The organism is Saccharothrix isguenensis (assembly GCF_052936305.1).
The window spans coordinates 515,338-534,432 of the sequence record NZ_CP193626.1 but is presented as its reverse complement, the minus strand read 5'-3'; the positions used below and the strand labels follow the sequence as shown (position 1 = coordinate 534,432).

General features: G+C 72.6%; 21 protein-coding genes. 10 read left to right on the top strand and 11 right to left on the bottom strand.

All coding sequences use genetic code 11. The features are described 5' to 3' along the window. Position 1 precedes the first annotated feature (1 nt). Positions 2-1,249 carry an MFS transporter gene (locus ACRAKI_RS02660; RefSeq protein WP_447008316.1) on the bottom strand — a complete coding sequence of 416 codons (1,248 nt, stop codon included), beginning with the start codon at positions 1,247-1,249 and terminating at the stop codon, positions 2-4. 103 nt (positions 1,250-1,352) lie between these two features. Between ACRAKI_RS02660 and ACRAKI_RS02655 the strand changes: the two genes are divergently transcribed. Continuing rightward, positions 1,353-1,523, top strand: coding sequence for a hypothetical protein (locus tag ACRAKI_RS02655; RefSeq protein WP_447005454.1), 171 nt, complete (start codon positions 1,353-1,355; stop codon positions 1,521-1,523). On the opposite strand, the gene pdxH is transcribed toward ACRAKI_RS02655, so the two are convergent. The 7 genes from pdxH to ACRAKI_RS02620 form a co-directional block, all read right to left on the bottom strand. Beyond that, positions 1,520-2,176, bottom strand: a complete 657-nt coding sequence (pdxH, locus tag ACRAKI_RS02650) for a pyridoxamine 5'-phosphate oxidase (RefSeq protein ID WP_447005453.1) — start codon at positions 2,174-2,176, stop codon at positions 1,520-1,522. The genes ACRAKI_RS02655 and pdxH overlap by 4 nt on opposite strands. Positions 2,177-2,303: 127 nt before the next feature. Beyond that, positions 2,304-3,134, bottom strand: coding sequence for an urease accessory protein UreD (locus tag ACRAKI_RS02645; RefSeq protein WP_447005452.1), 831 nt, complete (start codon positions 3,132-3,134; stop codon positions 2,304-2,306). Further along, positions 3,131-3,787, bottom strand: coding sequence for an urease accessory protein UreG (gene ureG, locus ACRAKI_RS02640; protein ID WP_447008315.1), 657 nt, complete (start codon positions 3,785-3,787; stop codon positions 3,131-3,133). Before ureG ends, ACRAKI_RS02645 begins: the two co-directional genes overlap by 4 nt. A gap of 4 nt (positions 3,788-3,791) precedes the next feature. After that, positions 3,792-4,442, bottom strand: a complete 651-nt coding sequence (locus ACRAKI_RS02635; RefSeq protein WP_447005451.1) for an urease accessory protein UreF — start codon at positions 4,440-4,442, stop codon at positions 3,792-3,794. Then, the gene (locus ACRAKI_RS02630; protein WP_447005450.1) at positions 4,442-6,139 is read right to left on the bottom strand and encodes an urease subunit alpha; all 1,698 of its coding nucleotides are present in this window, start codon (positions 6,137-6,139) and stop codon (positions 4,442-4,444) included. Before ACRAKI_RS02630 ends, ACRAKI_RS02635 begins: the two co-directional genes overlap by 1 nt. Beyond that, the gene (locus tag ACRAKI_RS02625) at positions 6,136-6,507 is read right to left on the bottom strand and encodes an urease subunit beta (protein WP_447005449.1); all 372 of its coding nucleotides are present in this window, start codon (positions 6,505-6,507) and stop codon (positions 6,136-6,138) included. The genes ACRAKI_RS02630 and ACRAKI_RS02625 overlap by 4 nt, the downstream gene beginning before the upstream one ends. Before the next feature lie 10 nt (positions 6,508-6,517). Then, entirely contained in the window at positions 6,518-6,820 is a 303-nt protein-coding gene (locus ACRAKI_RS02620; protein WP_447005448.1) for an urease subunit gamma, read from the bottom strand. 239 nt (positions 6,821-7,059) lie between these two features. Between ACRAKI_RS02620 and ACRAKI_RS02615 the strand changes: the two genes are divergently transcribed. From ACRAKI_RS02615 to ACRAKI_RS02590, 6 genes are all read left to right on the top strand, one after another. Then, complete coding sequence (locus tag ACRAKI_RS02615) at positions 7,060-8,172, top strand: citrate synthase 2 (protein ID WP_447005447.1); 1,113 nt, start codon at positions 7,060-7,062, stop codon at positions 8,170-8,172. A 134-nt stretch (positions 8,173-8,306) separates the two neighbouring features. After that, on the top strand, positions 8,307-9,440 hold the full coding sequence (serC, locus tag ACRAKI_RS02610; RefSeq protein WP_447005446.1) for a phosphoserine transaminase: 1,134 nt from the start codon (positions 8,307-8,309) through the stop codon (positions 9,438-9,440). A gap of 339 nt (positions 9,441-9,779) precedes the next feature. After that, the gene (gene sepH / locus ACRAKI_RS02605) at positions 9,780-10,691 is read left to right on the top strand and encodes a septation protein SepH (protein WP_447005445.1); all 912 of its coding nucleotides are present in this window, start codon (positions 9,780-9,782) and stop codon (positions 10,689-10,691) included. A 246-nt stretch (positions 10,692-10,937) separates the two neighbouring features. Beyond that, positions 10,938-11,132 carry a hypothetical protein gene (locus ACRAKI_RS02600; protein WP_447005444.1) on the top strand — a complete coding sequence of 65 codons (195 nt, stop codon included), beginning with the start codon at positions 10,938-10,940 and terminating at the stop codon, positions 11,130-11,132. A 21-nt stretch (positions 11,133-11,153) separates the two neighbouring features. Continuing rightward, positions 11,154-11,528 carry a hypothetical protein gene (locus tag ACRAKI_RS02595; RefSeq protein WP_447005443.1) on the top strand — a complete coding sequence of 125 codons (375 nt, stop codon included), beginning with the start codon at positions 11,154-11,156 and terminating at the stop codon, positions 11,526-11,528. Continuing rightward, complete coding sequence (locus ACRAKI_RS02590; RefSeq protein ID WP_447005442.1) at positions 11,521-11,949, top strand: hypothetical protein; 429 nt, start codon at positions 11,521-11,523, stop codon at positions 11,947-11,949. Before ACRAKI_RS02595 ends, ACRAKI_RS02590 begins: the two co-directional genes overlap by 8 nt. On the opposite strand, the gene ACRAKI_RS02585 is transcribed toward ACRAKI_RS02590, so the two are convergent. Beyond that, positions 11,950-12,177: a hypothetical protein gene (locus ACRAKI_RS02585; protein ID WP_447005441.1), complete on the bottom strand. Its 228-nt coding sequence runs from the start codon at positions 12,175-12,177 to the stop codon at positions 11,950-11,952. Between the two features lie 168 nt (positions 12,178-12,345). Between ACRAKI_RS02585 and ACRAKI_RS02580 the strand changes: the two genes are divergently transcribed. Both ACRAKI_RS02580 and ACRAKI_RS02575 read left to right on the top strand, forming a co-directional pair. After that, positions 12,346-14,073 carry an ABC transporter ATP-binding protein gene (locus tag ACRAKI_RS02580; protein WP_447005440.1) on the top strand — a complete coding sequence of 576 codons (1,728 nt, stop codon included), beginning with the start codon at positions 12,346-12,348 and terminating at the stop codon, positions 14,071-14,073. Next, complete coding sequence (locus ACRAKI_RS02575) at positions 14,070-15,926, top strand: ABC transporter ATP-binding protein (protein ID WP_447005439.1); 1,857 nt, start codon at positions 14,070-14,072, stop codon at positions 15,924-15,926. The genes ACRAKI_RS02580 and ACRAKI_RS02575 overlap by 4 nt, the downstream gene beginning before the upstream one ends. 4 nt (positions 15,927-15,930) lie before the next feature. Here ACRAKI_RS02575 and ACRAKI_RS02570 read toward each other — a convergent pair whose 3' ends face one another. Both ACRAKI_RS02570 and ACRAKI_RS02565 read right to left on the bottom strand, forming a co-directional pair. Next, on the bottom strand, positions 15,931-16,554 hold the full coding sequence (locus tag ACRAKI_RS02570; RefSeq protein ID WP_447005438.1) for a DUF2537 domain-containing protein: 624 nt from the start codon (positions 16,552-16,554) through the stop codon (positions 15,931-15,933). Between the two features lie 35 nt (positions 16,555-16,589). Beyond that, positions 16,590-17,399, bottom strand: coding sequence for a TrmH family RNA methyltransferase (locus tag ACRAKI_RS02565; RefSeq protein WP_447005437.1), 810 nt, complete (start codon positions 17,397-17,399; stop codon positions 16,590-16,592). Positions 17,400-17,527: 128 nt separating this feature from the next. On the opposite strand from ACRAKI_RS02565, the gene ACRAKI_RS02560 reads away from it, so the two are divergent. Then, a complete protein-coding gene (locus tag ACRAKI_RS02560) occupies positions 17,528-19,027 on the top strand; it encodes a glutamate-cysteine ligase family protein (protein ID WP_447005436.1) in 1,500 nt (499 codons plus the stop codon). The last annotated feature ends 68 nt before the right edge of the window (positions 19,028-19,095 follow it).

The following is a 19,095-nucleotide window of genomic DNA, read 5'->3' as shown; positions in this document are numbered from 1 at the left end:
CTCACCCGCGGACGTCCACCGGACCGGCGGCCTCGGGCGTGAAGCGGTAACGCCGGATCGCGGGGATCGCCAGGACGGCGAGGCCGGTGGCCACGACCACCAGGACACCGCCCAGGGCGGTGGTGGTGCCGGGGCCGATCAGGGCGCCGGTCGTGCCGTGCAGGAGGTCCGCCAGGCGTGGGCCGCCGGCCACGACGACGATGAACACGCCCTGCATCCGGCCGCGCATCTCGTCCGGCGCGGCCGTCTGGAGGATCGCGCTGCGGAACACCATGCTGATCATGTCCGCCGCGCCGCCGATGGCCAGGAACACCACGGCGAGCCACAGCGCGTGGGACAGGCCGAAGCCGACCATCGCGATGCCCCACGCCACGATCGCGTAGACGACGCCCATGCCGTGCCGGTGCACGCGGGACGTCCAGCCCGAGGTCAGGCCGAACAGCATCGCGCCCAACGGCATGGCGGCGAACAGGAGGCCCAGCGCCAGGCCGCCGCCCGGCGGGTCGCCGAACGTGGTCTCCGCCATCTCCGGGAACAGCGCCCGCGGCATGCCGAACACCATCGCGATGATGTCCAGCAGGAAGCTCGCCATCACGATCTTGTGCAGCGCCAGGTACTTGAACCCGTCGACGACGTCCCGCACCCCGGCGCGCCGCGTCGTGCCGCTCAACGGCGGCAGCGGCGGGAGCTTCCAGACCGCCCAGATGGTCAGCGTCAGGGCGATGGCGTCGGCCAGGTACAGCGTCGACAGACCGACCACCGGCATCAGCATGCCGGCGAGCATGGGGCCGAAGACGCCGCCGAACATCATCACCGTCGCACCCAGCGCCACGGCCGCCGGGATCTGGTCCGCGGGCACGAGACGGGCGATGGACGCGGTGCGGGCGGGCGCGTTGGCGGCGAAGAAGACCTGTTGCAGGCCGAGGAGGGCGATCACCAGCCACACCGAGTCCGCGTGCACGGCGGCCTGCACCCACAGCAGCACGGACGTCACCGCGATGCCGGTGTTGGTGACGATCAGCAGCTTGCGCCGGTCCACGACGTCCGCGATGGCCCCGCCGTACAGGCCGAAGACCAGCAGCGGCACCAGCGCCACGCCGGCCGACACACCGACCCAGCCCGACGACCCGGTCAGGTCGTACACCTGCTTCGGCACGGCCACCGCGGTCAACTGGCTGCCGATGGCCGTGACCATGGTGGAGAGCCACAACCGCCGGAACGCCACGACCTTCAGCGGCCGGGTGTCCATGGTGATCTTCCCCAGCACTCTCCGCACGGTCGTTAGCGTACGGCAACTAACAGGTTTTTCCGGGAGACCTCGACCACGAGGCGATCGCGCCGGACATCCTGGGGTGTCGCTGTTCCCGCGCGTGCTCGACGCCGAGTGGCTGGTGGCCGTGTCCCGGCCGGTCGCGGCCGACGAGGAAGCCCGGCTCGTGAGAACGGCCTCCGCCACGCATCGAGTGGTGGCGGAGGCCGATCACGTCATCCTGCTGCGCCGCATCCTGCTGCGCCGCGGCTAGGGCGCGATCCGCTGGATCTCCCAGCCGTCCCGGCCGAGGCGGAAGCGGAGGCGGTCGTGCATCCGGTCGCGCCGGCCCTGCCAGAACTCGACCTCCTCGGGCCGGATGCGCCAGCCGCCCCAGTGGGGCGGCACGGGTACCCGCTCGGCGTCGGCGAACTGCCGCTCGATCTTGTGCAGCGCGCTGTCCAGAGTGGACCGCCCGCCGACCACCCGGGACTGCGGTGACGCCCAGGCCCCGATCTGCGAACCACGCGGCCGGCTCTCCCAGTACCGCGCGGTCTCGGCGGCGCCGACCTTCTCGACCGTGCCGCGCACGTGGGCCTGCCGCTGCATCGCGAACCACGGGAACGTGGCCGACGCGTACCGGGTGGCCATCAGGTCGTGGCTCTTCGCCGACGTGAAGTTGGTGAAGAACACCACGCCGCGCTCGTCCAGCGCCTTGGCGAGGACCGTGCGGGACGACGGCCGGCCCTCGGGGTCGGCGGTCGCGAGGACCATCGCGTTCGGCTCGGGCAGACCCGCGCCCGCCGCCTGGTCCAACCACAGCTGGAGCTGTTCGTGCCAAGTGGCCGCCAGGTCGCTCTCTGTGAGCGAGCCGTGTTCGTAGGACACTCGCATCGACGGCAACGCGATGTTCGTCGTCTCCGACATCCCGACCTCCCGGAGCGTACTTCGGCCTGGCCAAGGCACTTGTGGCGCCTAGCGATCCAGCGACCGTACGGGTTTCCCGGCCGGCGCGAAACCGCCCGCACGGTGACGACCGCCACCCGATCCGTGACTATGGGTGTGACCTCCAGCTCGGAATCGAGCACGAGATCGAGTCAGACGGGTCACCCGATCCGGGATGCCGCGCACGCGCCGCGTCCAACGCCCGTTCGACGGTCACCGCGTCGTCGGCCACGGCGGTCGTCAGACTGCCGCCGTTCGCCAGCGGGACGAGCGACCACCAGTCCCCCGAAACCGCTCCCGGCAGGTCGTCGCCCCAGCACAGCAGCTCGGTGCCGAGCACCCGCCGCCCCGCCAGGCCGGCGGGGCTTTCGTCCACTTCGGGCGTTCCGATGCGGGTCGTCTGCTTCACCACCGGGCCGTTCACCACCGGGCCGTTCACCACGGAGCCATTCGCCCCTGGGCCGTCACGGCGGACGTCCAAGGTGGTGTCCAGCGAACCGGACCGCTCGTTCACCCGTCCGAGGACGAGGATCTCGCGCGTGCGCAGTCTCGCGCCTTCCGCCATCCGCGCAACGAGAACAGCCTCGTGGCGCGCACGCGCGGTGACGACGGTCGGCTCGGGCAGGTAGGCCAGCGACGCGCCACCGGCCAGCTCGACGTGGACGAGCGCACGGCTGCGACCGGGGCGGTGACCGGGCAGCGCGAGCGTCGCGGCGACCCCGCGCAGCTCCAGCGACGCGCCCGGTCCGACGCGGACGTGCAGCTCCAGGTCGTCGCCGCCGAGCGGGGCGGTCACGGCGCTCACCAGGTGCACGACGACCGGCCCCCGGTGGGCCGAACGGCGCGGCACGAGGCGCAGCGGGGCCATCGACCTCATCTCGCGCACGACGGTCCGCCCGTTCGGGTCGAGTTCCACCGCGAGGTGGGCCCGTGCCCTCACCGGAGCCGGGCGCGGACCCAGGCGGCCACCGCGGGCGCGTCCGGTGTGTCCACGAGGGACTGGCTGATCACCGGCAGGTCGCCGCGCATCCGGTGGGCGTCGGCGGTCATGACGCCGAGGTCGGCGCCGACGAACGGCGCGAGGTCGGTCTTGTTGATCACCAGCAGGTCGGCGGTGGTCACGCCGGGGCCGCCCTTGCGCGGCACCTTGTCGCCGCCCGCCACGTCCACCACGAACACCTGGGCGTCCACCAGGCCGCGGCTGAACACGGCGGTCAGGTTGTCGCCGCCGCTCTCGATGATCACCAGTTCGAGCCCGGGGAACCGGTGCTCCAGCAGCTCCACCGCGTCCAGGTTGGCGGTGATGTCGTCGCGGATCGCGGTGTGCGGGCAGGCGCCGGTCCGCACGGCCTCGATCCGGTCGGTGTCGAGCACGCCCGCGGCTCGCAGGAAGTCGGCGTCCTCGGTGGTGTAGATGTCGTTGGTGACGACGGCGAGGTCGACGCTGCCGCCGAGCGCGCGGCACAGGGCGGCGGTCAGCGCGGTCTTGCCGCTGCCGACCGGGCCGCCGATGCCGAGTCGGACGGCGCGGTGCTCGTGGTCGGCGTGCGGGTCGTGGCCGGCGTCGGTGGGGTCGAAGTTCACCGGGTGCACGTGGTCAGCTGACAAAGAGACGCACCTCTTCCGAGTGGTGGCGGTCGTGGGCCTCGGCCAGCAGGTCGAGGCCGGGCGCGCTCGGCGCGGGCAGGTCTTCGGGCGCGGTGTCGGCGTGGTCCGCCGCCATGCCGGCCACCGCGTCGATGTCGGGCGCGAGGCGGGCCAGCACCGCGTTCACCCCGAACGGGTCGAGGCCGAGCAGCCGGATCGCGCCGGTCGCCGGGCCGGTCACCGCGTGGTACGCCACGGTCTGCGCGGCCTCGAACGGGTCACCCACCAGCACGCCGACGATCACCGGGTGGTGCGGCCGCGGCGTGACGCCCAGCAGTTCGGCCAACGCGGGTGACGGCCACGCTCTCCTCGCCGCACGGGCGATCCCGCGCCCCTGGACGCGGGACGCGTTCCGCTGGGCGGGCGACGGCGTGCGGGCGTCCAACTCGGCGTCCAGTTCCGCGTACCGGCCGCGGGTCGCGGCGGACGCGAACACCGCGCTCAGCGCCCCGGCCGTGCGCAGCCGGCCGATCAGGAACGACCGCAACGACTCCTCGTCGGCGACCACCCGCCGTGCGACGGCTTCCTCCAGCCCGCCCGAGTGGACGTGCCCGCCGCCGGGGAAGCGGGAGTCCGCGAGCATCAACGCCGCGAGGTTCATCAGAACAGGAAGTAGCGTTGGGCCATCGGCAGTTCCGCCACCGGCCGCGGCTCGACCAGGTCGCCGTCGATGCGCACGGCGAAGCTGTCGGGGTCCACCTCGACCCTGGGCATCGCGTCGTTCAGCACCATGTCCGCTTTGGTCACGCCACGCGTGTCGCCGACCGGCACGAGCGGCCGGGCCAGCCGCAGCATGTCCGCCAGGTCCGCGTCGATCGCCTGCTGCGACACGAAGTGCACGCTGGTGCGCGCCGCCGCGTGCGCGCCGAACATCGGCCGCGCGAAGACCGGCTGCGGCGTCGGGATGGACGCGTTCGCGTCACCCATCGCGGCGTGCGCGATGAACCCGCCCTTGAGCACCAGGGCCGGCCGCACGCCGAAGAACTTGGGCTCCCACAGCACCAGGTCGGCCAGCTTGCCGACCTCCACCGAGCCGACCTCGTGGTCGATGCCGTGCGCGATGGCCGGGTTGATCGTGTACTTGGCGACGTAGCGGCGGGCGCGCAGGTTGTCCGGCATCCCACCGCGCTGCCGCTGCATCACGTGCGCGGTCTGCCACGTGCGGATGACGACCTCGCCGACCCGGCCCATGGCCTGCGCGTCCGAGCTGATCATCGAGATCGCGCCCAGGTCGTGCAGGACGTCCTCGGCCGCGATGGTGGTCGGCCGGATGCGGCTCTCCGCGAAGGCCAGGTCCTCGGGCACGGACGGGTTGAGGTGGTGGCAGACCACCAGCATGTCGAGGTGCTCTTCGAGCGTGTTGACGGTGTGCGGGCGGGTCGGGTTGGTCGAGGACGGCAGCACGTTCGGCTCGGACACCACCCGGATGATGTCCGGCGCGTGCCCGCCGCCCGCGCCCTCGGAGTGGTAGGCGTTGATGGACCGGCCGGCGATGGCGTCCAGGGTGGACTCCACGAAACCGGCCTCGTTCAGCGTGTCGGTGTGGATCGCGACCTGCACGCCGGACTCGTCCGCGACGCGCAGGCAGGCGTCGATCGCGGCGGGTGTGGTGCCCCAGTCCTCGTGCAGCTTGAACCCGCCCGCGCCGCCCCGGAGCTGTTCGCGCAGCGCGTCCTCGCGGGTGGTGTTGCCCTTGCCCAGCAGCAGGACGTTCACCGGCATGTGGTCCATCGACGCGAGCATCCGGCCCAGGTTCCACGAGCCGGGCGTGACGGTGGTGGCCTTCGTGCCCTCGGCCGGCCCGGTGCCGCCGCCGATCAGGGTGGTCAGGCCGGACGCGATCGCGGTGTCCACGATCTGCGGGCAGACGAAGTGGACGTGGCAGTCGATGCCGCCGGCGGTGAGGACCTTCCCGTTGCCGGAGACGATCTCGGTGCCGGGGCCGATGACGAGCGCCGGGTCCACGCCGTCCATGGTGTCGGGGTTGCCGGCCTTGCCGATGCCGACGATCCGCCCGTCGCGCACGCCGATGTCCGCTTTCACCACGCCCCAGTGGTCGAGCACGACCGCGCCGGTGATGACGAGGTCCGGCGCGCCCTCGGCCCTGGTGGCGACGCCCTGGCCCATCGACTCGCGGACCACCTTGCCGCCGCCGAAGATCACCTCGTCGCCGGCGCCCGCGCCGCGGCTGCGGTCCTCGGTGACCTCGATCAGGATGTCGGTGTCGGCGAGCCGGATCCTGTCGCCGGTGGTGGGGCCGAGCAGGTCGGCGTAGCGGTCGCGGCCGATGCGGGTCACCCGTCCAGCTCCCCCGCGTCCGACTTCCCCGCGCCCGACTTCCCCGCGCCCGGCTCCCGCGCGTCCAGCTCGCCGGCGAACTCGGGCCGCAGACCGGGCACGCGGCGCGCGCCGGCCAGCGGGACCAGGGTGACCTCGCGCTCGACGCCCGGCTCGAACCGGACCGCCGTCCCCGCCGGGACGTCCAGCCGCTTGCCCCACGCGGCCTCGCGGTCGAAATCGAGGCCCGGGTTGACCGCGGCGAAGTGGTAGTGCGAGCCGACCTGCACCGGGCGGTCCGCGGCGTTGACCACGACCAGCGTGGTGCGCGGGCGGCCCGGGTTCAGCTCGACCGGCTCGTCGCCGGTGACGATCTCGCCAGGGACCACGGGCTGCTCCTCACACGATCGGGTGGTGCACGGTCACGAGCTTGGTGCCGTCCGGGAAGGTCGCCTCGGCCTGCACGGACTCGATCATCTCCGGGACGCCGTCGAGGACCTGGTCGCGCGTGAGCACGTGCCGGCCGCTGTCCATCAGCTCGCTGACCGTCCGACCGTCCCGAGCGCCTTCGAGCACGTGGTCGGTGATGAGCGCCACCGCTTCCGGGTAGTTCAGGACCACGCCGCGGTCGAGCCGCCTGCGCGCGACGTCGGCCGCCACGTGGACCAGCAGCTTGTCCCGCTCGTGCGGCGCCAGGTGCATGACCGGTGGTCTACCACGCGAAACACGCCCCACCGCCGATCCGAAACAATGGCTTAACGCGATCTTCCAACCCGTTCGGCGGGCGCACGCCGTCCGGGCCGGGCGCGAAGTCGCCGGCCGCTCGCGCTGAATCGGTTCCTTGATCGTGACCGACGACACGCGAGGCCGCGATTGCCTGCACGTCGGAACGGGAGCAAGGTGCTGTCAACCCTCACTCCCGCCGAGAAGGAGCGCACAACGTGGTGCAGACCGAGGACGACGGTTTCCGGCCAGGTCTGGAGGGCGTGGTCGCCTTCCGCACCGAGATCGCCGAACCCGACCGCGACGGCGGTGCCCTGCGCTACCGGGGCGTGGACATCGAGGACCTGGCCGGCCAGGTCACCTTCGGCAACGTGTGGGCACTGCTGGTCGACGGCCGGTTCGGCCCCGGCCTGCCGCCCGCCGAGCCGTTCCCCATCCCGGTGCACACAGGTGACGTGCGGGTGGACGTGCAGGCCGCGCTCGCCATGGTGGCGCCGATCTGGGGCTACCAGCCGCTGCTGGACATCACCGACGAGCAGGCGCGCGAACAGCTGGCGCGGGCGTCCGTGATGGCCCTGTCGTACGCGGCGCAGTCCGCGCGGGGCATCGGGCGGCCCGCCGTGCCGCAGCACCGGATCGACGAGTGCACCACCGTCACCGAGCGGTTCCTGACCCGGTGGCGGGGCGAGCCGGACCCGGCGCACGTCAAGGCGCTGGACTCCTACTGGGTGTCGGCCGCCGAGCACGGCCTGAACGCCTCCACCTTCACCGCCCGGGTCATCGCCTCCACCGGCGCGGACGTCGCGGCGGCCATGTCGGGCGCGATCGGCGCCATGTCGGGCCCGCTGCACGGCGGCGCGCCGGCGCGGGTGCTGCCGATGATCGAGGAGGTCGAGCGGACCGGCGACGCGCGCGGGTTCGTGAAGGGCGTCCTCGACCGGGGCGAGCGGCTGATGGGCTTCGGCCACCGGGTGTACCGGGCGGAGGACCCGCGGGCGCGGGTGCTGCGGCGGACGTGCCTGGAGCTGGGCGCCACCCGGTACGAGGCGGCCGACGCGCTGGAGCAGGCCGCGCTGGCCGAGCTGAGGGAACGCCGGCCGGACCGGGCCATCGAGACGAACGTCGAGTTCTGGGCCGCGGTCATCCTGGACTTCGCCGAGGTGCCGCCGCACATGATGCCCGCGATGTTCACCTGCGCCCGGACCGCCGGGTGGGCGGCGCACATCCTGGAGCAGAAGCGCACCGGCCGGCTGGTCCGCCCGGCCGCGAAGTACGTCGGCCCCGGCCCGCGCACACCGTCCGAGGTGGAGGGTTGGGACGAGATCGCCTGACGGGACGTGCCGGTCGTCGCCGACGTGACCAGCGACACCCGGCTGTCACCGCCCGGCCACGCGGCTGCAACACTGAGGGCCCGGCAACGGCGCCGGTCGTGCCGTCCCCCTCCCCGGTAACCGGAGGCTTCGCGATGACCCAGACCGCCGACCCGACCACGTTGGTCCTGCCCTCCGACCTGTTGCCGTCCGATGGCAGGTTCGGCTGCGGGCCCTCCAAGGTCCGTCCCGAGGCCCTGGCGGCCCTCGCGGCCGACGGCGCCGCGCTGATGGGCACCTCCCACCGGCAGAAGCCGGTGAAGTCCCTGGTCGGCTCGGTGCGCGCCGGTCTGCGGGAGCTGTTCTCGCTGCCCGAGGGCTACGAGGTGGTCCTGGGCAACGGCGGCACGACCGCGTTCTGGGACGCCGCCGCGTTCGGCCTCGTGCGTGAGCGGGCCCAGCACTTCACCTACGGCGAGTTCTCGTCGAAGTTCGCGAAGGTCACCTCGGACGCGCCGTTCCTGGGTGACTCGATCGTGGTCAAGGCCGACCCGGGCAGCGCGCCCGAGATCGCCTACGCCGAGGGCGCCGACCTGGTCGGCTGGGCGCACAACGAGACGTCGACCGGTGTCGCGGTGCCCGTGGCCCGGCCCGCCGGCTCCGACGGCGCGCTCGTCGCCATCGACGCGACCTCCGGCGCGGGCGGCCTGCCGGTCGACGCGACCGACTTCGACGTCTACTACTTCGCGCCGCAGAAGTGCTTCGCGTCCGACGGCGGGCTGTGGATCGCCCTGATGTCCCCGGCCGCGCTGGAGCGGGTCGCGGAGATCGGCGCGTCGGGCCGCTGGGTGCCGGAGTTCCTGTCGCTGACCACGGCGCTGGACAACTCCACGAAGGACCAGACGTACAACACGCCTTCGCTGGCCACGCTGTTCCTGATGAACGACCAGATCGAGTGGATGTTGAGCAACGGCGGCCTGTCCTGGGCCGTGGAGCGCACCGCCGACTCGTCGTCGCGGCTGTACTCGTGGGCCGAGTCCACCTCGTACACGTCGCCGTACGTGGCGGACCCGGCGCACCGCTCGCAGGTCGTCGGCACCATCGACTTCGACGACGCCGTGGACGCCGCGGCGGTCGCCAAGGTGTTGCGCGCCAACGGCGTCGTGGACGTCGAGCCGTACCGCAAGCTGGGCCGCAACCAGCTCCGGGTGGCCATGTTCCCGGCGGTCGAGCCGACCGACGTGAGCACGCTGACCAAGGCCGTCGACTGGGTCGTGTCGAAGCTCTGACCGACCCGCACCACGTCTCCCGCAGCGGGGCCCGCCGACCACGGCGGGCCCCGCTGTGCTTCACGCGGTGTCACGACGCCGCTGACCGACCGTGCACTTCGGGAAACCGCACCCGGCGCGGGGCCACGTCCCGTCCCGCCCGATGACGTGCTGCCAAGCCTGTTCGAGCCGCTCCGGCGGCTGCGCGCCGGATGAACTCTCCGTAACGAAGGTGCGGACGCCGACGACATACGGCAAGATCACACGAAGATATCGGTGGACCCGGCGAGTCGCCCACGTCAAGGCGGCGCGCCGCATTAACGTCAGTACCTGGCGAGGTGAGTCATCCGGGAGGCCATGATGCGAGCGTTGCGAGTCATCGGGCTCGAAGACGACGGCAAGACCGTCATCCTAGAGGACCCGGATCGCGGCGAGCGCTTCGCGCTCCCGGCCGACGAACGGCTCCGCGCGGCGGCGCGCGGCGACCTGACCCGACTCGGCCAGATCGAGATCGAGGTGGAGAGCCAGATGCGGCCGCGGGAGATCCAGGCCCGCATCCGCGCCGGCGAATCGGTCGCGCAGGTCGCGGCGGCGGCGGGCATCCCGGCCCACCGGGTGGAGCGGTACGCGTACCCGGTGCTGCTGGAGCGGTCCCGCACCGCGGACCTGGCGCAGCGCGCGCACCCCGTCCGCGAGGACGGGCCGGACGTGCAGACGCTCGGGGAGGTGGTCGCGCACTCCTTCGGCCTGCGCGGCCAGGAGTACGCCGACGTGAGCTGGGACTCGTGGCGCGGCGAGGACGGCCGGTGGGTCGTCCAGCTGCACTGGACCGCGGGCAGGTCGGACAACCTGGCGCACTGGGCGTTCCACCCCGGCGCGCACGGCGGCACGGTGACCGCGCTGGACGACGGCGCCATGGAGCTCATGGACCCGAACCCCAACCGGACGCTGCGCACGGTCCGGCCGGTGACCCGGCTGGCCCGCCAGGCGCTGGAGCTGGAGAAGCTGGACGAGCCGGAGATCCTCGCGCAGGAGCCGGCTCCGCAGCCCCCGCCGGCGCCGGAGCCGCTGCCCGTGGTGGAGCCGGAGCCCGCACCGGCGGCCGAGGAGCCGGCCGCGCCGACCGCGCCGCCCCAGCAGCAGCCCGCTGCCGGGGCCGGGGTCAAGCAGCCGGCCCGCAAGGAAGCACCGCCCAAGCGCGGCAAGAAGAACCACCCGATCGTGCCGTCGTGGGAAGACGTCCTGCTGGGCGTCCGCTCCAACCGCGGCTGAGCACACCGGCCGACAACACCGGGCGAGCGCTCCGCCGGTCCACCGGGCGGCACGGCGCGACGGCGGTGGTGGGCGGGTTCGCGGGTCTCCGCTGGTGACTGTGGTCCTGGCTCCTGGGAGAGGCGTGCGGACCCGTCGAGCACGGGTGCGGGGCCGTCGCGCTGCTGCTGGCGCCCCTGCTGCCCCCGCTGAGCGCCCTGGTCGCTTGGCTCGCGCTGCGCGTGGCTCGCGCTGCGCGGCCTGGGCGTGGACCGGTCGGGCGTCACCGCGGTGGCGGGCCTCGGGGTGGGGCTGCTGATCGCGGTCGTGGTCCTGGTGGTCGGCGCCAAGCCGGCCCACGACGGCTCCGAGCTGCCCGGACCGGTGTTGCTCGCCGCGATGCGCTCGGTGTCCTCGCTGATGGGCGGCCTGGTGGCGACCGGACGGGTTTGCCGGAGGTGATCAAGGGGGTATCCGGGCGTCATGCTGGGACGAGTGGTCGTCGGTGCGGCGCTGGGCGCGGGCTCGGGGGCGGCCTGGTGGGGGCTGCGGGAGCTGATCGCGTCCGGGGCGATCTGCTCGAAGGACGACTGGGACTGCCTGGCGATGGGCCTGTTCGCGATGCCGATCAGCATGGTGGTGGGCGTGCTGGTCGGCTGGGCCGTGCTCAAGGCCGCCCACCAGGAACGCCCGCTCGGGTTCGCGACGGTCGGCGTGACGTTCACCGCCGTGCTCACCCTGCTGACCATCTGGGTGTCGGTGCCCGCCGGTGCGGTCCTGGCCGGTGTCATCGGCTTCGTGCTGGCCGCACCGGTGACAGCACGGCACCCGGTCGGCCACACTTCTGCCCGTGACTGACACCCCGCGCACCACGGCAGGCGGCTTCGCGTTCAAGGTGCTCGTGCGCGTCCTGGTGTCGGCCGCCGTCGGGTCCGGGCTGCTCATCGCCTGGATCTGGGCCTACCGCGCCGGGCTGCTCGACCGGGTCGTCAACGAGACGAGCCTGGGCGCGTTCATCCTGCTGGTCGTGATCGGCCTGCCGATCGCCCTGCTGGTCAGCGCGTTGCTGGCCGGGCCGGTGCTGTGGGCGCTGAAGGTCCGCCCGGTGTGGCCGATCGTGCTGACCGGCCCGATCCTGCTGGGCCTCGCGCACTACTTCGAGCTGCCCGGCCAGTTCACCGACGTCGGTGACAAGTGGACCGTGCTGACCCTGTTCGCGGGCGTCAGCTACGGCGTGGCCGGGCTGATCACCGCGCCGACCATGCTGCGCAAGAAGTAGCTACTCGGGTGACGGGACGGTGTCGAGCACCGCTGCGTCCGCCCCTTCGTACCCGCACCATTCGGCGGCGTCCTCCCGGCTGATCGGCCGCGCGCCCTCGGGCCGGGCGCCGCCGACCACGTCCCAGCCGTCCGGCGCGAGCACGTGCAACCGCCCGCCGCGCACCGCCAGGAGCCTGCCTCGCGGGAACGCCATCGTCGGCTCGGCGCGCAGGAAACGCACCTCCATCTTGACACCTCCACCTAAGTCGAGCTTGCAGGGTCGGACGAGGGAAAACCGGATGCCGATTGTCGGTCCACCTTCGTACCGTCAGGGTGGACCGGAGGGGGACTCGTGTCGGAAGACCGTACTTCCACAGCCGCGACACTGCGCAGGCTGTGGCCGTACCTCAAACCCGTGCGCACACCGGTGGGGCTCGGAATGGCCGCCACCATGCTCGCGATGATGTGCGGGCTGGGCATCCCGCTGATCACCCAACAGATCGTGGACGGCCCGATCGCCGACCGCGACCTGGACACGTTGCCGCTGCTCATCGGCATCGTCGGGCTGCTCGGCTGCGCCGAGGCGGCACTGTTCTACGCCCGCCGCAAGCTGATCGCCGGACCGGCGTCGGACGTCGAGGCGCGGATGCGGGCCGAGCTGTACCACCACCTGCAGGGGTTGCAGGTGGCCTTCCACGACCGCTACCAGTCGGGGCAGCTGCTGTCCCGGGCCACCACCGACCTGACCCAGGTGAGGCGGTTCGTCGGCTTCGCCGTCATCTTCCTCGTCGTCAACAGCCTGATCGTGGTGGTCGGGCTGGGCGTGCTGTTCTGGCTCTCTCCGGTGCTCGGGCTGATCGTGCTGGCCAGCACGCTGCCGCTGGTCGCGCTGTCGTACCTGTTCGAGTCGAAGTTCAAGGTCGTCGCCCGCCGGGCGCAGGACCAGTCCGGCGACCTGACCACCGTGGTCGAGGAGTCGGTGCTGGGCATCCGGGTGCTGAAGGCGTTCGGCCGCGGACCGCACCTGACCAAGCGGTTCCTCCGGCAGGCCCGCGAGCTGCGGGACACGGAACTGGCCAAGGTGCGGATCTTCGCCGCGCTGTGGGCGGTGCTGATCGTGCTGCCCGAGCTGGGCATCGCGGGCCAGCTGGCGTTCGGCTCGATCGGCATCGCGGACGGCACGGTCACCGTCGGCACGCTCGTCGCGGCCATCACGGTCAGCGCCTACCTGCGCTGGCCGATCGACTCCATCGGGTGGTTGTTGGCGGAGACGAACTCGACCGCGTCGGCGTTGGAGCGGTACTTCGAGGTGATCGACGCCGAGGTGACCGTGACCAGCCCGGCCGACCCGAAGCCCGCGGCCACCCCGGTGCGCGGGCACGTCCGGTTCGAGGGCGTCCACTACCGGCACCCAGGCTCCGAGCACGACGTGCTGCGCGGGGTCGACCTGGACATCCGGCCGGGTGAGACGGTGGCGCTCGTCGGCGCGACCGGCTCGGGCAAGACGACCGTCACCGCGCTGGTGCCACGGCTCGCGGACGTCACGGCCGGCCGGGTCACGCTCGACGGCGTGGACGTGCGCGAGCTGGACCTGGAAGAGCTGCGCCGGGTCGTCGGCACGGCGTTCGAGGAGCCGATCCTGTTCTCCGCGAGCGTCACCGAGAACGTGGCGCTGGGCTCGACGGACGTCGGACCCGGCGACGGGGACGGCAGCCAGACGGAGGAGCGGGTCCGCGAGGCGTTGAAGGTCGCGCGGGCCGAGGAGTTCGTGGACGCCCTGCCGTGGGGCCTGGACACCCGGATCGGCGAGCAGGGCCTGTCCCTGTCCGGCGGTCAGCGGCAACGGCTCGCGCTGGCGCGGGCGGTCGTCGGTCGCCCGGCGGTGCTGGTGCTCGACGACCCGCTGTCCGCGTTGGACGTGCACACCGAGGCCGAGGTGGAGGCCGCGCTGCGCCGCGTGCTCAAGGGCGTGACGGCGCTGGTCGTCGCGCACCGGCCCAGCACGGTGCAGCTGGCCGACCGGGTGGCGATGCTGGTCGACGGCCGGATAGCGGCCACCGGCACGCACACGGAACTGCTGGCGGACAACGAGGAGTACCGGAACCTCCTGTCCACTATGGAGGACGAGGGGGTGGCGGCGTGACCACGGTGGAGCCGACGGCGCGGGGCGAGGAGCCGGTGCCGGGTGAGGAGGCGTGGCGGGGCGTCGCCGCCGAGGACGTCGACGTGGACCACGCGACCGGGGTGAAGTTGCAGGCCCGGTCGCGGCGGCTGCTCGGCGAGCTGGTCCGCCCGCACTCCAGGGCGGCGATCCTCGCGCTGGTGATCGTGGTGGCGGAGAACCTGGTCAACCTGTCCGGTCCGCTGCTGATCGCGGCGGCCATCGACGCGGGGGTGCCCGCCGCGCTGGACGGCCGGCCGGACACCCTGGCGTGGTGCGTCGGCGGGTACGTGGTGGCGGCGATCTCCGCGACGCTGCTGCGCTGGTCGTTCGTCCGGCTCACCGGCCGGATCGGCCAGGACATGCTGCTGGTGCTGCGCGAGCGCGTGTTCCGGCACGTGCAGCGGCTGTCCGTCTCGTTCCACGAGAAGTACACGTCCGGCAAGGTCATCTCCCGGCTGACCAGTGATGTCGACTCGTTGCAGGACCTCGTGGAGGAGGGCCTGGACGGGTTCTTCACGTCGATGCTGTCGCTGCTGGGCATCTCGGTGGTGCTGCTGTACCTGGACGTGCCGCTGGCGCTGGTGGTGCTGTCCGGGTTCGTGCCGCTGATCCTGCTCACCCGCTGGTTCAACCGCCGCTCGGCCCGCGCCTACCGGGGCACCCGCGGCGCGATCGCCAAGATCATCGTGCAGTTCGTGGAGACCATGAACGGCATCCGCGCGGTGCAGGCGTTCCGCCGCGAGCGCCGCAACGAGAAGATCATGGGCGAGCTGAACACCCGGTTCCGCGACGCCAACACCGACGCGATGGGCGTGATGGCGGCGTTCACGTCGCTGGTGCGGGTGATCGGCAACCTGTCCCTGGCGGTGATCCTCGCCTGGGGCGCGCTGCGGGTCGCGGACGGGCAGCTGGAGCTGGGTGTGCTGGCCGCGTTCACGCTGTACGTGCGGCGGTTCTACGACCCGTTCGACCAGCTCGCGATGTTCGCCAACGCCTACGCGTCGGCCACGGCGGCGCTGGAGAAGATCTCCGGCCTGCTGGAGGAACAGCCCGAGGTGCGCGAACCGGAGGAGCCGACGCCGCTCGGCGACGTGCGCGGCTCGGTGCGGTTCGACCGGGTCGTGTTCCGCTACTCGGACACGACGCCGGTGGTGCTGCCGACGTTCGACCTGGCCGTGCCCGCCGGGCAGACCGTGGCGCTGGTGGGCGCGACCGGCGCGGGCAAGACCACGCTGGCCAAGCTGGTGGGGCGGTTCTACGACCCGACGTCCGGCGCGGTGCTGCTGGACGGGATCGACCTGCGGTCCGTGGCCGACGCCGACCTGCGGCGCGCGGTCGTCATGGTGACGCAGGAGAACTTCCTGTTCGACGGGTCGGTGCTGGACAACATCGCGCTGGGCCGGCCGGCCGCGACGCGGGAGGAGATCGAGGCGGCGGCGCTGGCGGTCGGCGCGGACGAGTTCATCCGGTCGCTGCCCGAGGGCTACGACACCGACGTGCGCAAGCGCGGCGGGCGGCTCTCGGCCGGGCAGCGGCAGATGGTGGCGTTCGCGCGGGCGTTCCTGGCCGACCCGGCGGTGCTGGTGCTCGACGAGGCCACGTCCAGCCTGGACGTGCCGACCGAGCGGGCGGTGCAGCGCGCGTTGGAGACCGTGCTGGCCGACCGGACGGCGTTCATCATCGCCCACCGGCTGTCGACGGTGATGATCGCCGACCGGGTGCTGGTGCTCGACGACGGCCGGGTGGTGGAGGACGGCACGCCGGAGGAGCTGATCGGCGGGCGCGGTCGGTTCGCCGCCCTGCACACCGCGTGGCGGGAGTCCCTGGCGTGACCGGCTAGAGCAGGGTGGTCAGCAGCAGGGAGAGCCAGGCCGCGAGGACGCCCGCGACGACGCCGTAGGCAACCCACCGCCACACCGGCGTCTTGCGGGCCAGCCACACGGACGGGGCGATGCCGCCGACCACCAGCGCGTTCGCCAGCAGCGCGAGCCACTGGCTGGTTTCGCCCAGGCCGACGGACAGGGTGTACACGGTGAACGTCACCACGGCGGCGACGATCACGGTGACGGTCAGGCCGGTGCCCCAGGGGGTCGCCTCCTCGGGCTCCGGCCGCACCGGCTCGGCCTCCGGCGCCTCGACGGTGTCGGGTTCCGCCCCGGAGTCGGCGGGCACGTCCACCACGACCAGGTCACCGGTCACCGGGTCGGTGTACTCGACCGACGTGCGCATGTCGGCGGCCAACCGACCGGCCAACTGGCGTCCGCGCCTGGTCACGAGGGCGCTCGCGGCGTCGTCGGACGGTGTGTCGGTGCGCGTCACCGCGTCCGCCACCTTCGCCCACTCGTGCAACGCTTCGGCGAGGCCCGCGCCGAGCGGGAGGGCGTGGGGGTCGACTTCCCGCTCGCCCGCGTCGTCGCGACCAGCGAGCACGGCCTTGCCGTCCTGGACCCGCAGTTCCACCTACGTCCTCCTCTGCTCGGTCAGAACGTAGCGGTTCACGCGATCGCGTAGAAGGCGATCGCCGCTGCCGTCGCCACGTTCAGCGAGTCGACACCGCCCGCCATGGGGATGCGGACGGCCACGTCGGCCGCCGCGATGGTCTCGTCGGTGAGGCCCGGCCCTTCCGAACCGAGCAGCACGGCCACCTTGCGCCCGCGCAGCCCGGCGTCGGCCAGGCCGGTCGCGTCGGCGCGCGGGGTGAGGGCGGCGACCGTGAAACCGTTGTGGCGCAGCAGGTCGAAGCCCTCGGTGAGGTCGGGCACCGACGCGAACGGCACGCGCAGCACGTGCCCCATCGAGACGCGGACGCTGCGCCGGTACAGCGGGTCGCCGCACCCCGGCCCGAGCAGCACGCCGTCGATGCCGAGCGCGGCGGCGTTGCGGAACAGCGAGCCCAGGTTCTCGTGGTCGCCGACGCCTTCCAGCACGGCGAGCCGGCGGGACGAGGCGACGAGGTCGGCGACGTCCGGCTGGGGTGCGCGGTCGGCGGCGGCCAGCACGCCCCGGTTCAGGTGGAAGCCGACCACCTCGGCCATGACCTCGGCGGACGTGACGTACGCGGGCGCCGGGAGTTCACCCAGCGCCTCCACGCGACGGCGGACGCCGAGCAGCCCGCGCACCGGGTAGGGCGACTGGAGCAGGCGTTCGACGACCACCACGCCCTCGGCGATCACCAGTCCCCGCCCGCCGGGGCGGTCCGGCCGGCGGTCGGCCGTCGACAGGTCCCGGAAGTCGTCCAGCCGGGGGTCGGCCGGGTCGTCGATCTCGATCACGGCGAAAGTCTCCCACACCGTGATAACCAGCATGTTCTCGCTGATTGTTACCGGCATGTGACAGAGAGCACCGATTTGGGCGCTGGCGGGCCGGTACTTGCTGTGTCACGGTTGGCCTCCGCTAAGCCCGCCGGAGCAGCCCTTACCGATTGGGAGGCGGCATGGGTACGGATGTGTCCAGTCGGACGTTCACCAGAGAGGACCGCCAGCGCTACCGCGAGCGCATGCAGCGGTGCATGGACGCCCTGGGGACCATGCTCGCGGAGGAGAGCTTCTCCTTCCCCCGGCAGCAGATGGGGCTGGAGATCGAGCTGAACCTGGTCGACGACGCCTGTCGGCCCGCGATGGCCAACTCCGAGGTGCTGGAGAAGATCGACGACCCGTCGTTCACGCTGGAACTGGGTCAGCACAACCTGGAGGTCAACGTCCCGCCGCGCGAGCTGGCCGGGAACGAGACCCTCGACCTGGAGCGGGAGCTGGTCTCCACGCTCGCGTCGGCCGACGACAAGGCGCACGACGCCGGGACGTCGATCGTGATGATCGGGGTGCTGCCGACGTTGCGGCAGGAGCACTTCGAGCGGCGGTGGCTGTCGCAGCAGGCGCGGTACACGACGCTGAACGACCAGATCATCGCGGCGCGCGGCGAAGAGGTCGTGCTGTCGATGGACGGCGCGCCGCTGCCGGGGCGGGCCGGGGAGAAGTTGTCCAGCTACGCGGAATCCATCATGCCGGAGGCCGCCTGCACGTCCGTGCAGCTGCACCTGCAGGTCGCGCCGGACGACTTCGCGGCGCACTGGAACGTGGCGCAGGCGTTGGCCGGGGTGCAGGTGGCGATCGCGGCGAACTCGCCGTTCCTGCTCGGTCGGGCGCTGTGGCACGAAACCCGGATCCCGCTGTTCCTCCAGGCCACCGACACGCGCACGCAGGAGCTGAAGAACCAGGGCGTGCGGCCACGGGTGTGGTTCGGCGAGCGGTGGATCACGTCGATCTTCGACTTGTTCGAGGAGAACGTGCGGTACTTCCCGGCGTTGCTGCCGGAGACCGGTGACGAGGACCCGCTGGACGTGCTCGGGTCGGGCGGCACGCCGTCGCTGACCGAGCTGCGGCTGCACAACGGGACCGTGTGGCGGTGGAACCGGCCGGTGTACGACGTGGTCGACGGGGTGCCGCACCTGCGGGTGGAGAACCGGGTGCTGCCGGCCGGGCCGACGGTGCTCGACACGATGGCGAACGCCGCGTTCTTCTACGGCGCCCAGCGCGCCCTCACCACCCTCGAACGTCCTCTGTGGACGCAGATGTCGTTCCACGCGGCGGAGGAGAACCTGTACGCCGGGTCGCGGCACGGCATGGGCGCGCAGCTCTACTGGCCGGGCATCGGCTGGGTGCCACCGGACGAACTCGTCCTGCGCCGACTGCTGCCGCTCGCGCACGAAGGGCTGAAGGCGTGCGGGGTGTCGGACGCGGCGCGCGAGCGCTACCTGGGCGTGATCGAGGCGCGGTGCCTGGCGCGGCGCACGGGGTCGCAGTGGCAGCGCGACACGGTGGCGCTGCTGGAGGAACGCGGGGCCGACCGGGACGCGGCGCTGAGCGCGATGCTCGGGCGTTACGTCGAGCTGTCGCACGCCGGCGAGCCCGTGCACACCTGGCCCGTCGGCCTGTAGCCCGGTCCGACCGGGGTGCCTCGCGGGGCACCCCGGCTGGTCAGCCGCAGGGAGTCGGCGACAGCGAA

Excerpts from the sequence above, each read along its gene's own strand:
- ACRAKI_RS02660 (WP_447008316.1), bottom strand. The coding sequence starts at position 1,249 with ATGGACACCCGGCCGCTGAAGGTCGTGGCGTTCCGGCGGTTGTGGCTC.
- pdxH (WP_447005453.1), bottom strand. The coding sequence starts at position 2,176 with ATGTCGGAGACGACGAACATCGCGTTGCCGTCGATGCGAGTGTCCTAC.
- ACRAKI_RS02635 (WP_447005451.1), bottom strand. The coding sequence starts at position 4,442 with ATGAACCTCGCGGCGTTGATGCTCGCGGACTCCCGCTTCCCCGGCGGC.
- ACRAKI_RS02620 (WP_447005448.1), bottom strand. The coding sequence starts at position 6,820 with ATGCACCTGGCGCCGCACGAGCGGGACAAGCTGCTGGTCCACGTGGCG.
- serC (WP_447005446.1), top strand. The coding sequence starts at position 8,307 with ATGACCCAGACCGCCGACCCGACCACGTTGGTCCTGCCCTCCGACCTG.
- sepH (WP_447005445.1), top strand. The coding sequence starts at position 9,780 with ATGCGAGCGTTGCGAGTCATCGGGCTCGAAGACGACGGCAAGACCGTC.
- ACRAKI_RS02595 (WP_447005443.1), top strand. The coding sequence starts at position 11,154 with ATGCTGGGACGAGTGGTCGTCGGTGCGGCGCTGGGCGCGGGCTCGGGG.
- ACRAKI_RS02585 (WP_447005441.1), bottom strand. The coding sequence starts at position 12,177 with ATGGAGGTGCGTTTCCTGCGCGCCGAGCCGACGATGGCGTTCCCGCGA.
- ACRAKI_RS02565 (WP_447005437.1), bottom strand. The coding sequence starts at position 17,399 with ATGCTGGTTATCACGGTGTGGGAGACTTTCGCCGTGATCGAGATCGAC.
- ACRAKI_RS02560 (WP_447005436.1), top strand. The coding sequence starts at position 17,528 with ATGGGTACGGATGTGTCCAGTCGGACGTTCACCAGAGAGGACCGCCAG.